11 protein-coding genes and 1 pseudogene are annotated in these 13,124 nt (G+C 43.0%); 3 read left to right on the top strand and 9 right to left on the bottom strand.

Features of this window, described 5'->3' with window-relative positions:
• Positions 1 to 46: 46 nt before the first annotated feature.
• Positions 47 to 2,506, bottom strand: a pseudogene (locus IEV39_RS03940) (autotransporter assembly complex protein TamA); the annotation flags it as partial.
• Positions 2,507 to 2,920: 414 nt separating this feature from the next.
• Here IEV39_RS03940 and IEV39_RS03935 point away from each other — a divergent pair.
• Positions 2,921 to 4,240 carry an MFS transporter gene (locus IEV39_RS03935; RefSeq protein WP_005286459.1) on the top strand — a complete coding sequence of 440 codons (1,320 nt, stop codon included), beginning with the start codon at positions 2,921 to 2,923 and terminating at the stop codon, positions 4,238 to 4,240.
• 3 nt (positions 4,241 to 4,243) lie between these two features.
• A complete protein-coding gene (gene coq7 / locus IEV39_RS03930; RefSeq protein ID WP_005286462.1) occupies positions 4,244 to 4,879 on the top strand; it encodes a 2-polyprenyl-3-methyl-6-methoxy-1,4-benzoquinone monooxygenase in 636 nt (211 codons plus the stop codon).
• Between the two features lie 76 nt (positions 4,880 to 4,955).
• Here coq7 and IEV39_RS03925 read toward each other — a convergent pair whose 3' ends face one another.
• From IEV39_RS03925 to IEV39_RS03900, 6 genes are all read right to left on the bottom strand, one after another.
• Positions 4,956 to 5,408, bottom strand: a complete 453-nt coding sequence (locus tag IEV39_RS03925) for a hypothetical protein (RefSeq protein ID WP_005286465.1) — start codon at positions 5,406 to 5,408, stop codon at positions 4,956 to 4,958.
• Between the two features lie 137 nt (positions 5,409 to 5,545).
• Positions 5,546 to 6,097 carry a DUF2799 domain-containing protein gene (locus IEV39_RS03920; RefSeq protein ID WP_005286468.1) on the bottom strand — a complete coding sequence of 184 codons (552 nt, stop codon included), beginning with the start codon at positions 6,095 to 6,097 and terminating at the stop codon, positions 5,546 to 5,548.
• A gap of 41 nt (positions 6,098 to 6,138) precedes the next feature.
• Positions 6,139 to 6,573, bottom strand: coding sequence for a 2-amino-4-hydroxy-6-hydroxymethyldihydropteridine diphosphokinase (locus IEV39_RS03915; protein WP_005286470.1), 435 nt, complete (start codon positions 6,571 to 6,573; stop codon positions 6,139 to 6,141).
• Positions 6,530 to 6,910 carry a dihydroneopterin aldolase gene (folB, locus tag IEV39_RS03910; protein WP_005286472.1) on the bottom strand — a complete coding sequence of 127 codons (381 nt, stop codon included), beginning with the start codon at positions 6,908 to 6,910 and terminating at the stop codon, positions 6,530 to 6,532. The genes IEV39_RS03915 and folB overlap by 44 nt, the downstream gene beginning before the upstream one ends.
• 26 nt (positions 6,911 to 6,936) lie before the next feature.
• Positions 6,937 to 8,235 carry an ABC1 kinase family protein gene (locus IEV39_RS03905; RefSeq protein ID WP_005286474.1) on the bottom strand — a complete coding sequence of 433 codons (1,299 nt, stop codon included), beginning with the start codon at positions 8,233 to 8,235 and terminating at the stop codon, positions 6,937 to 6,939.
• Positions 8,236 to 8,291: 56 nt separating this feature from the next.
• Positions 8,292 to 9,020: a HesA/MoeB/ThiF family protein gene (locus IEV39_RS03900; RefSeq protein ID WP_371873705.1), complete on the bottom strand. Its 729-nt coding sequence runs from the start codon at positions 9,018 to 9,020 to the stop codon at positions 8,292 to 8,294.
• 531 nt (positions 9,021 to 9,551) lie between these two features.
• Between IEV39_RS03900 and IEV39_RS03895 the strand changes: the two genes are divergently transcribed.
• Positions 9,552 to 10,442 carry an alpha/beta fold hydrolase gene (locus tag IEV39_RS03895; RefSeq protein WP_005286480.1) on the top strand — a complete coding sequence of 297 codons (891 nt, stop codon included), beginning with the start codon at positions 9,552 to 9,554 and terminating at the stop codon, positions 10,440 to 10,442.
• A 167-nt stretch (positions 10,443 to 10,609) separates the two neighbouring features.
• Here IEV39_RS03895 and IEV39_RS03890 read toward each other — a convergent pair whose 3' ends face one another.
• Both IEV39_RS03890 and IEV39_RS03885 read right to left on the bottom strand, forming a co-directional pair.
• Positions 10,610 to 11,644 (bottom strand): lipase secretion chaperone, encoded by a 1,035-nt coding sequence (locus tag IEV39_RS03890; RefSeq protein ID WP_005286483.1) that lies wholly within the window; start codon positions 11,642 to 11,644, stop codon positions 10,610 to 10,612.
• 74 nt (positions 11,645 to 11,718) lie between these two features.
• The gene (locus IEV39_RS03885) at positions 11,719 to 12,735 is read right to left on the bottom strand and encodes a lipase family alpha/beta hydrolase (protein WP_005286486.1); all 1,017 of its coding nucleotides are present in this window, start codon (positions 12,733 to 12,735) and stop codon (positions 11,719 to 11,721) included.
• Positions 12,736 to 13,124 lie beyond the last annotated feature (389 nt).

The following is a 13,124-nucleotide window of genomic DNA, read 5'->3' as shown; positions in this document are numbered from 1 at the left end:
TCAACCTGAAATTGTTTTGCCGCGTTAGCAGGCTAAATAAAAGTTTTTAAAGTTGTGGACCAATAAAGAAATGCAATCGAATCGGATGATTCTCATTGGAAATACCTGAAGCAACATCGAGACGAATTGGCCCAATTGGTGATCTCCAGCGGATACCGACACCCACGCTATATTCTGTTGGATTGCTAAACTGTTTGTCATAAGCATTACCAAAATCCGAGAACACGGCTGCACGCCAACCATCTTTAAACTGGTAGTTATATTCAAGCGAGCCAACCCCTAAAGCTTGTCCACCCAATTTATAGCCATTTTCTTCTGGTGATAAGCTCTTATAGTCGAAGCCCCGTAGTGACTGATCCCCACCAGTAAAGAAGCGCAAGTTATAAGGTACTTTATTAAAGTCATCGGTAAAAATATAGCTGGCATCGCCACGACCGACAAACTGGTGATTGTCATTTTCACCCAGTGAATAGATAAAGCGCCAGCCGGCACTCACAATCGCCATATTGGCGTCAGACAACAGCGATTCTGTGCCCAGTTCAACTTTATAGGTCTGTTTAAAGCCTCGGGTTGGATTCAAACGGGTATTACTATTGGTTTTAGAAGCCTCGTATCCCAACAGTAAAGACTCTTGTTCCGAATCAATTCCGGAAACCTTGAAAGCATCCGGTAACTCATCAATATCAACATCGCCTTTTTGAGTTAAACGGTCTAGGCGGTAACGCAGGCCAAAGGTATGTTGCCAGTCACCCAAAGGATTCTTGATGACACGTTCGCCACCCAGTACGGCCGACTCGATCAGCAAGTTGACATCCGGGCCAATGTCATCACGCGTTTCACGCTCATAACCACCCACAAGGTTGAAATAGTCATTTAACGGATGTTTATAAGGAATGCTGTAACGACCATCAATCGACTGACGAATTTCGGAAACCTCGACGTTGGCATCAAAAGAATGACCATATTTATTGACAATAGCACGACGGTACTGGCTACGAATACGCGCCCCGGTATCGGTCCCATAACCAATACCTGTTTCCAGACTGTTTAAACGGTCAGCATTCAAGGTCACCACTACCGGAATCTTCTGGTCAATACGCGCTTGCTCTTCCTGCTTCTGACGTGTCTCGTCATCATCCTCATGCGTTGGCATCGGCATTGACCGTGCTAACGAATAGGTCTGTGCCTGTTCGGCCCCCGAGAATTGCGATTCGTCTACAACATCCTGAGTGACTTCTTCAGCAGAGGTAATTTTCGCACGGGCAAGATCCGCCTTTTGCTGGCTATTTAACAGCTGGGACTGTTCAATACGTTGCTGGTCGACCAAAGCTTGCAGATCAGGCGGCAACTCCAGCGGAGGCTGGATAGCATCCGGCTTAATGGTATCCACCAGCGTATAGTTAAAATAACGGGTATTGGTTAAGTTATTTGCCAGGGCATTTACACGCCAGAAGGCATAATCATCATCTTCATTCCACGGTGCCAGACTATCCAGCACTTTTTGGGTCAAAGGCAATGGCTTGCTCGGATCACTCATCCGGTATTCGACTTTCTTGAGTTTGTAACGCTCACCGGTTTCATATTTCAGGTTAATATCGGCGGTCTTTTCCGGCTGGCTGATCTTCACGTCATGCAAACGCCAGAACGCATCAAAATAACCGTTATCTGAAGCGACTGTGGTAATTTTGTTCTTGGTCTCTTCATATTTGCCGTGGTTAAAAATATCACCTTCATCTTGTTCCGGAATCAAACGGATGACCTGGAACTGCGGAATGTTAGCCCCTGCACCGGTAAATTCGATATTCTGTTCTTTGATTTTTACCGGTTCATTCGGCACCACAATTACCTTGACCTTGTTGTCACTTTCTTTAACAAAGGTGTAAGTGGCATTGTAATAACCGACCGCCTGTGCTGCCTGATTGGTTAAAGCACGCAATTGCGGTAAGGCGACATTGAATTCCTCAAAAGATTCCTGGGTAAAGCTGGATAACTTGGCCTTGATATTTGCGGCCAGAACAGGTGGTGCCCCTGTCACATCGGCGGTAATACGCGGCACCTTATCTGGATTAAGCAAATTCTCTGGACGGAACCGATGCCAGATACGTTTAAAGAAACCTTCTTTTTCAGCATCCTGCTCAGTTTGAGTCTGAAATTCAGGTAAGGTCCGACCAGCCTCGTTGGCTTCAACAACAATTTTACTGTCGGTCTGAATGTCGTGCATTAACTTGTCAATGTTGACGGGTGCACTTTTAATCTCGGTCAGTTCGGTTTGAGAAACATCGCTCACCGAAACTTCAGGTGTTTTGGCGGTATTTTCACGATAATTTTTTGCTTCATTTTTTGCATCTTCTGCTACACGGAAGATTTCATTGGCCATGCCTTGATCCACCGGAATCACCGGCAGATCTTCCAGATTATCGTCGAGCTGAATCGGTTTTAACTCATCAATCTGGTTGGCCGCCTGCTCCTGATGTTTTAAGGCAGACAAACTGTCCTGCACAGACAACGGATTCTCCGGGCTATTGAGAAGCGCTTGCCGTTGTTTCATCAGTGCAGCGGCGGCATCCGCCTGCGGCTCAGTCTGATCCGCTGTCTGATTTTCAGGCGAGTCCGGAATTTGCTCTTGTGCACAAGCAACTGATATACAAGAACTAATTAAGAAGCCGCTACAAATAAGTTTAGGAAAACCCTGCATTTTAAAGATTAAATGCATAGAATGAACCAGTGTTGACTGTTTAAACTTCGATTTAGATGGCATGTAGAACTCTAAACTTATTTTTTAATTTATCGTTTTTGATGGCTGAAATAACTTCAAATCTTTGATTTTTCATCCAATCAGACAGGGATATCATACATGCATTTCATCACATTTTTACAGTTCGTCACATTTTTTTATAAAACACAATGAAGTGAACACACGATGAAACAAGATGAGCGCTTAATGACATCACGTCGGTTTGCACCGATGTTTTTCACGCAATTTTTTGGAGCACTGAATGATAATGTTTATAAACAAGCGCTCTTATTGGTCATCACTTATGGCTGGATACAACAACAAAGCGCACCAGTCAGTACTTTAAATAATTTAGCAGCTTTACTGTTTATTCTGCCTTACTTTTTCTTTTCGGCCACAGCCGGGCAAATTGCGGATAAATATGAACGTTCCCAACTGATTCGCTTCATTAAAATATTAGAAATCGTCATTATGCTGATTGGTACTGCAGGTTTCTTGCTGGGCAATCTGTGGTTATTGTTATTTGCGCTGTTTTTGATGGGAACGCATTCCACCTGTTTCGGGCCGATCAAATATGCCATTTTACCTGAGATTTTAAAGCCACAAGAGCTAATGTCTGGTAATGCCTTATTCCAGTCAGGTACATCGATCGCGATTTTACTGGGCATGATTCTCGGCGGCGCGGTAATCGCTTCTTCTGAAGGCAACCTGCTCTGGATCAGTGTAACTGTGGTGACTATTGCTTGCTTAGGCTATTTATGTAGCCGTTTTATCCTGCCGCAAAAAGTTGCTGCGCCTGATTTAAAAATTGACTGGAACTTTTTCCGCACCAGTTTCCAGACCATTGGTTATGCCAAAAGCATCCCGGTTGTGTTTGTGATTCTGTTAGGTAATTCTTGGTACTGGTTCTATGGTGCAACCTACCTGACCCAGATTCCGCAACTGACACAACAAAATTTACATGCCTCAGAAAATGTGGTCAGTCTGCTGTTAACCTTCTTTTCGGTCGGAATTGGTGTTGGTTCTCTGTTATGCCGACGTATTGGCGGTACGGAAATCAATATCAAGATGGTGCCCTATGGCGCAATTGGCCTGACGGTTTTTGCCCTTTATCTCGCTGCCAGTCTGGCATTTGTACCTGAACGTACAGGTGATCTACTGACGTTGAAAGATATGTTTAGCCAAGGTGCAGTCTATTATCATGTGATGCTTGCCGTGACCTTATTGGGCATCAGCGGCGGTTTTTATATCGTACCGCTTTATGCCATGATGCAGGCCTATTCACCACGTTCTCATCGGGCGCGTGTGGTGGCAGCAAACAATATCCTGAATGCTGTATTTATGGTCTCTTCAGCAATTTTTTCAATTTTAATCTTAAGCATTTTAAAAATTGATATTAAAATCTTATTCACTATTACTGCTGTTTTAAGCGCAATTTTTTCGTTCTGGTTATTAAAACGACTCAAACCGTTACTGCAAAATGCGCCCAATACTCTAGAGGATTAATATATGCGTCAATACACAGGTCTCGATAAAGTTATTAATTCTTTTGATCAGGCTTTACGTAGTCTGGTACCGGGCGCGACCAGTGCCCAACGCGCCAATCCAGCCAGCGATGAACCTTCACAGCTGTGTGTCAGCGATGCACGCCATGTTGCAGGTTTGATGCGCGTTAACCATAGTGGCGAAGTGTGTGCCCAGGCGCTTTATCACGGTCAGGCATTGACTGCAAAACTGCCCCATGTGCGTGAAGAAATGCAGCAGGCGGCGATTGAAGAACAGGATCATCTGGCCTGGTGTGAAGATCGTTTAAAAGAACTGGATAGCCATACCAGTGTCTTGAACCCGATCTGGTACGGCTTGTCTTATGGCATGGGTGCAATTGCAGGGATTGCAGGCGATAAATACAGTTTAGGTTTTGTTGCAGAGACAGAACGACAGGTCAGCCAGCACTTACAGGAACATATCCAGCAATTGCCAGCGCATGATGACCGCTCCCGCAAAATCCTTGAGCAGATGAATGAAGATGAGTTGCATCATCGTGATACCGCATTGAGTGCAGGTGGTGTGGATTTACCAGTGCCTGTACGGATTACCATGACCGCGATTTCAAAATTAATGACAAAAACCAGTTATTATCTATAAATCATTCAAGGGAATTATGAATCTGTAATTCCCTTTTTTCTGTCTAAATTCATCATGAAAAACGCTTGTTCAAAGATCAGCGAAACACAATTTTTCCTTTGTCTGTGGAATAACGGTCCGACCAGAAACTTTGTGGCTGCTTTTCCAGATCAGTAAAAATCGTATAGTTAATCTTGCCTTGCCTAAACTCAAACTGGCCATTTTTCTGAGTGGCTGCCACCCGGGTATCATTCACCCAGACACGTTGCTGCGGGTCAATTCGGATGGTTGCCAAGGTCGAGCCATCTGATCTTTCAGCAATCCATTGCGGTTGATTGACCGCAGGTTCCGGTGTTGCAACTGCATCAGGTATGCTAAAGCCAGCCTTGATATTTTCTTCTGAGGTCTTATTGATGTCACAGCCTTGCGCTTCACTGATTTGCGTACAGCCTGAACGTTCGAGTTGTTCTCTATATTTGGCATCAATGGCATAAGCGGAGTTCATGACTACATAGGCCATCACTCCAACCGTAATAAATTTGATGTGCATGCTGCATCCCTTGCGGTTGATTCAATTGAATATTTAAACATTGATCTCGGCATGGGTCTGTAATTTAAATGTTTAATTCACAAAGCAAAACGCCTGTGACTAAAATCACAGGCGTATGAGAGCAAGATACTTGTAACTTAATTGAGGCCATGTTCAGCCTTAAAGCGCTCCATATTGCGGACTGCATTATGATAACGTGACTGGACACTGCTGCTATTGATACGTAGATCATATAAACGCTTCTTATAATCATCCCGGACTTTAGAGGATAGATCAGTACGCTCCAGTTCCTTTAAGTAACGGTTCATCTCACTCTGTGAGCGACTGAACTCTGAATCAGCCAGATAATATTCATTGGCAGCCTGATAATAAGGTCTTAAAGTCTGGCGCTTTTCCGCCGGACAAACCCTGTAATCACCTCGTCCATCCAAGGCTTCACTAAAGATATTCTCAGGCTGGCAGTAATAGCCCAGACCTTGTTGATAGCCTTTTTCATACAGGCTTTGATTGGGAACAATATTGGCTTTCTGACAAGAAGAATAATACTTATCTAGACGCGATTCATGCCCGGCCGAACCGTCTTTTTCTCCCACACTCAACCAATTGGCCGTTTTACATTGCTCAACACTCATGGCTGCACAACCAGAAAGTAATACCGTCAAAGCCGATAAAATTAAAATACTTTTCATGAACAATGGTCCTAATTATTATGAGATTACATTCAAACAAATTACATTGTAATGACAGGATAGTTTATCTTTTGATCATAGCTTAAATCAGCATGTGGCCATAAATCAAATAAAGGAATTTTCACATCCAACGCCAGTGGTAACTTCTTAGGATTAAACTGCATAGTGTCTAAATCCTTTCCCCAGGCAATTACATCAATATCTAGCGTGATCTGGTGTGATGGTCGAATCCGTCCCGATTGCTGTTCCAGCCTTTTAAGCAATTCGATGACTTCATCAACGCCGAGTCGACTGCTTAACAGACATGCCGAGTTCCAGTAATCTGCCCCAATTCCATCCCGACAAGGAATTTCATAAATCGGAGAAAACACCCCTCTACCGAGCTGGGCAATCTGCTCATAAGCAAAAGTGAAATTTTGTTGCTGCTGAAGATTACTCGCCAGTGCGAGCGCAAAAATTGTTTCTGTTGCGTTCAAGGCGAATTCCTACTGCATTAGCTTGAGCAATAATGGCGGGTTTGCGAATGGTGATAGTGATCGATTCGATCGAAGGAAAAGTGCTAAACAGACACTCAAGCACCAGTTGAGCAGCATGCTCAATCAGTTTGGGTTGCGCCTCTTGAATGACTTGAGCTGCAAGCTCGCAAATTTGAGCATAGTTGAGCGTGTCTTCCAGCTCATCCGAGTGTGCAGCCTGGGATAGATCATTATGAATGGTGAGATCTAGCATTAAAGGTTGAATAATCTGGCGTTCCCAGCTGAAACAGCCAATGACCGTATCCACCTTTAACCCTTCAATGATAATGGCATCCATAATGACCTATTGAACCGATAAATAAATTAATGCTTTAAAAACGAAGCAGGTTCAATATTGTGAACCATTTTCAAACGCTGGTCAGCATAAATATCGGTATAAGGTGCGAGAACACGCATGAAACGATCAAAATATAACATTTGCTTGAATAATAACGCGAAGTCACGCGGGAATTTGATGCCATGACGTTCACCCACAGCCACCATATCCATCATGATGTCATTCAGATCTGCCGGATTCGAACTCAGAATTTCTTGCGGATCTGCCAGCAATACCCCACTAAACAAACGCTCCAGATCATCTGCCAATACCTGAGTATCAATTTTCTGGTGGGTCATGCCCATCTTGAGCATATTCTCAGCCATTGCCACATAGTTGGTATGCTGTAACGCATCCATAAAGGCCATACATGCCGTCCAGACTTCCGGCTTTAACTGACCGACAATACCGAAATCGATAAAGCCAATACGACCATCTTCCAGCAGCATCAGATTGCCAGCATGTAAGTCTGCATGGAAACTCTTGCACAACATCAAGCTACCAAACCAGGTATTCATGGCTGTAATCAGGACTTGGGTAGGATCTTTAGCATACTGCTTAACCACATCAAAGTCGGTTAATGGCACACCATATAGACGCTGCATGGTCAGTACACGACGGGTCGAAAACTGATGATACACTTTGGGTGCAGTCGCAGCCTGATTGCCTGAAATGTTCAGGTACTGGATAAAGTCATCCAGATTTTGCGCTTCTTCAATAAAATCAACTTCACGTACCATGCGTGTCTTAATCTCATCCACAATTTCAGAAAGCGATGCAAACTTGATTTTCGGCATGGCTTTTTCCAGTAATTTGGTTGCCCAGTGCACCACATTCAGATCGGTATACAGAATCGTTTCCACACCCGGTTTCTGTACTTTTAAAACCACGTCTTCACCGGTGACCAGTCTGGCCGGATGCACCTGTGCAATTGAGGCAGACGCCAATGGTTTTTCATCAATAAAACTGAAAATTTCATTGAGGTTGCGACCTTCGAACTCTTCTGCCAAAACCTTTTGAATATAGCTAAACGGTAAAGTCGGGGTTTGATCCAGACAGCCCTGAAACTCCTGCACATATTCTCGCGGGAATAAAGACGGCGTACTGGCAATAAACTGACCCAGCTTGATATAAGTCGAACCAAGCGACTCAAAGGTTTCACGCATGAGTTTGGCATTGCTTGGTTTCTCAGTTGCATATTTCACACCTGCTTGTGCTGCAACCACCACTGTTTCACCGATACGTGCTACAGAGCGTAATCCATCGAATAAAATATTTCTTTTCATAATCTTTCTTGCCTCACAGATGGCATTAGTTTAGCAAATTTTGCTCATTTTACCGATCAAGTTGCCTGACAAACTGGACAATTTACATCTTTTTCAAATTTAAGAATGCGTTGCGATAGGTTTAGGCCATTCCAGAGCAACAGTTTTTGCTTCAGTGGGGTTAAACCTAATCCTAAAAACAATAAAGTGTGATGTGCTTGTAATGACGCAATCATTACAGGCGTAGTTGCCAACACGCCAGACTCGGCACAGCGTAACCCTTCATTGGCATGCTCTTCCTTTGGAAATAAGCATTCATAACAGGCTGAATCTGACTCAACCATAAACATTTGCCCTTCAAAGCCAATGGCTGAAGCACTAATTAACGGGACCTGATGTTTTTTACACACTGCATTGACCAGATAACGGGTGGTAAAATTATCACAACCATCTAACACTACATCCTGATGCTGTACGAGTTCATCCGCATTTATTGCATCGAAACGTATATTTTGATAATTGACCTGTATATGTGGATTAATGGCTTGGAGATGTTTAGCCAAGATTTCAGCTTTATATCGGCCTAAATCATTTGAGGTAAATGCAATTTGTCGTTGTAGATTACTGATCTCAATGGTATCCGCATCGATAATTGTAATTTTACCTACCCCTGCACGTGCCAGCAGTTCGGCACTGGTACAGCCGATCCCCCCTGCGCCGATGATCAGTACATTGGCAAGTTTCAGCCGTTCTTGTGCCTCGAGATCCCAACCATCCAGTAAAATCTGACGGCTATAGAGATGCATTTCCTCATTGCTTAGCTCAAATTCGTTTTCTAAATGGTCTGACACGTGGCTTTACTTCTTTGTTCAAGGGAATGCTGATTCTAAGTCGATGGAAGGATGGAGGAAAGTAGTAAATTTTATCTCAAACAGTTTTCTGTTGGCGCAGCTTTATTTTTATCTCGCTAATTTCGACTTGTCTTAATGAAACTAAAAAGATTAATGACTGCAAAATACATTTTTATTAACAGTTCATTCCATTGTTCCACGTCTACTAAAGTAGATAGAATTGGGGCCACCTCGCTATATCATCTGGGTAAGCCATCTCAACGTCAACTTGTCACACTTCTTTTAAAATTATATTTAGTTATTTAAAAACAAAAGCCTAACAGAGATAGAAAATTATTGTGTATTCCTCAATCCAGTTGTATCCAGCACGGAATTATTCCGTCTTAAACAGCTGATATCCCAGTTCAACGCTTCTGCTCCAATTGACAAGCCTCCTCTCAATTTCTGTAATAAAGAACCATTTTAAGACCATCATGGAGTCGATATATGTTTTTGCTTAGGAATACTGCCTTTTTAATCTTGCTATTTTTGGCATTCGATTGCAGTGCAAAAATAATTCCAATCCCTACACAAGAACAATGGGTACATGCCAAGAAAAAAATACACCTCGATAATGGCATCAACCTGTCTTATATCGAAGCAGGTAACACTGACGGTAAACCGTTATTATTCATACATGGCTATACCGACAGCAGCCGCACCTGGTCTTTAATCATGCCCTATCTCAAAAACCGACATATTTATGCGATTGATTTACGTGGCCATGGCCAATCTGATGCGCCTGCATGCTGTTATGCCTATACCGATTTAGCCAGTGATGCCAACCTATTTCTTAAAAAATTAAAAATTGCCAAAGCCGACATTGTTGGACATTCATTAGGTTCTTTAACGACTCAAGTATTGGCTACGGCTTATCCAGAGCGCGTCAATAAAGTCGTCCTGATATCCTCTACATTGAATATTGGAATAAATGGGCCAGGTAATTGGTTATGGGACAATATTCACCCTCTTCAAGCGCCGATTGATCCCCATGGGAAATTTATGCAGGAATGGAGATGGAACCCCAATCCGATTGATTCAAAACTTGAAGAAATATTAAGTCAGGAAAGCGCAGTTGTACCGCTGCATGTATGGAAAGGTGTAATGAGTGGAGCCATGTATGGAGATTTGAGCAATGCCGCAAAGCTGATGTCCGCTTCAATGTTGATCTTATGGGGTGATCAGGACCAATTGTTCGGCATCCAGCATCAAAAGAAACTTCAAGCAGCCTATCCCAAAGCCAAATTTATTGCTTTTAAAAATGTAGGCCATAATATTAATTTAGAGCAACCGAAACAGACCGCCGAACTGATCGAAGACTTTTTAAATACTCGTTAGAATGACTTCCCTATAAAAGATAAAATGGGATGTTGATTCTGCCCAACTTAACTAAGCCTATTATTTGTATAGGGCCTAAACTGCTTTAGGCTCTATAAAATTCTCTCTAACCTCAAACCACAATCTCGAATGGCTGATTTCAATACAGGTTATTCAAACGAGCTATTTCATTTACGATCATGCATCATTTCATAAGATTGCGCTCTCAATAACTCTTCCTTGCTGGCAAAAGACTGAGTTCTTAACTGGTTAATCGACTGCTGTTTACTGGCATCACTCGCATTACTTTTTAAAATCTGGTCACGCTCAGCCAGATATCCATTGACCTGTGTTTGCCAGCCAGCTTCTTCCTGATCAACCTTTTCCAGACGGTCCGCAGCCTCTGGCCCCAATAAACTTTCACGCATGTTGCGTAGCTCTTGCGCAGAGCCACCTTTGTCACGAATTTCCTGGGTCAATTGCTGTAATTCAGCAAATTGCATGGAAACCCGAACACCATCCGCCATGGTGGCAGGAAGTTGATCAATCAATTTTGCCAGTTCAGCCGCTTTTTGTTGTGCGGTTAAGGTCTTATTGGCATGAATACGCATCTGCTCAATATTAAACTGGTTTAGTTTACGTTCATTGCCAAACAAGGCATTGATCTCAGCCGCATTAAAAAACTGCTGCTGGACTTTATACATCTGATCAAGAACTTTCTGAAAGCCCTCAATATCACCCGTTTTAAAATTACCATTGGGTTTTAAATTTTTGAGGGTATGGCTGTACGCCACATATTGATCCAACAAATAAATGGCATAACCTGAAGCCGTCTCTGGTAACGTCGCGCTCAGATATTGACGAATATCAGCGATCAGTTCAGTTTCTGTTTTTTCACCCAGACTAGAAAAGAAATAATCAAAACAGCTACGGATACCAACCGTCAGTATCAGTTTACCGTTGGCATCCACCTGAATCGGACAATCAATTTCGGTGCCTTGTAATGAAGCCGCCAGAACAGGTAATTTTCCCTTTTGATGATCTTGTGTAGCACCGCCTGCAATATTGCTTTGTGCGGACTGTTGTTGAGCCTGCTGCCCTAAAGGATGTGGAACCGCTTGAGTATCTGGTTTAAATATCCAGTAAATCAAAGCCAATATCAGCAATAAACCGATAATGACACACAAACTGATGGTTTTATTATTTAAAAATTTACCGTTCATCATCCCTTGCTCTATTGATCCTTTTTTAAAATCATCCTGGCTAAAGGAGCACAGATGCCCCTTTAGCGCATTGATTATAGCCCCTGATTTTTTAAACGGTTGGCTTGTGCACGGAAAGGCGTAACCGGATTTTGCAAGAAACCGACCAAACCTAATACCTGATTCACCTCATCCAAATGGTTAAATGCATAGTTATCACGAATGACCGTGCCTAAATGGCTCGAACAACGCGGTACCAAGCCATCATTTTCACCTGAAATGAGTAAAGAAGTTGCCGTTAACGCATAGTCCATCGGATCAGCCGCATTGGTAAACGGGCTGGTACCACTCCACGAATAATAACGGACACCATTGACCAGTTCGGCACCTGATCCACAGGCTGTGGTGGGTACACCTGCCGGGAAGCGCTGGTTAAAGTCTGCAGAACCCTTGGTGGTGAGGGAGTTTAACCCCGCAAGCGCATCCTGATCATAATAATGACCAGAACCAATGCCGACCAAAGAGAAGAATGCATTAACGCCTGCTGCAATAACAGGTGCAAGTGCTGGACCAACTGGTGATTTCACCACTGAGTCGACCACATCTGCGACATCTGAACCTTTGGTTGGGCCTCCTACTGCTGTTACTGAAGCAATCTTATTCGGCAATAAGCTTGCCACATAACGAACTGACTGTGAGCCATGACTATGGCCAATTAAATTGATTTTTTCAGCACCGGTAATTGCCAGCACCTGTTTTGCCTGTAACAGTAGCTGTTCACCACGTACTTCCGATGAGTTAAAAGAAGCTTGCTGTGCCACAAATACACTGGCCCCGTTTCCAACCAGATCTTCAGTAATCCCGTTCCAGTATTGCAATGGGCCAACCGCCGAGAAGCCGGCCATACCATGCGCCAGCAAAATCGGATACTTGGTTTTTGCATAACTGGAAGTGATGTTCGTACTACCGCCGACTGAGCAACCGTTCACATTACAGTTTTGCCATGAGGCCTTGGGTGATAGAAAATCAAACAAACCTGCATGAACCACGGTACCACTACTCACAAACATGCCTGCCATTAACGCCATAGCATTTAAATATTTCTTTTTCACGTTTTTGCTCCGAGCATTTTTCATTTTTATTACAAAGTGTTAGTCCTATACTTTTGTATGTGGAATCATTCCTACCATACAAAAACAATGTAAAATTTCCCCTCCTTGTATATTGTTTAATTTTTAGACTAAAGCAAACTGCGCCAAAATCATAACAGTTCAGGCCAAAATTACGACTGATTGATAAAATTCCGATGAATGTACATGCGCAAAGCTGCAATAAGGGCTGTGCTCACCTGGAATACCAGATAAGAATATAAGCCGCGATAGGTATGGTAATGAATTATCTGGCTAAGTGTTCCAGACCGGAAAATCTGAATCACGCTTCCATTTTTGTTGCGTTTAACGTTATAAATACCGTAAAAATAAACCTTACGCCCTCAGAGATT

The sequence above is a fragment of the Acinetobacter courvalinii genome, from assembly GCF_014635545.1.
Classification (GTDB): Bacteria; Pseudomonadota; Gammaproteobacteria; order Pseudomonadales; family Moraxellaceae; genus Acinetobacter; species Acinetobacter courvalinii.
This window is presented reverse-complemented; position numbering and strand designations above follow the sequence as displayed.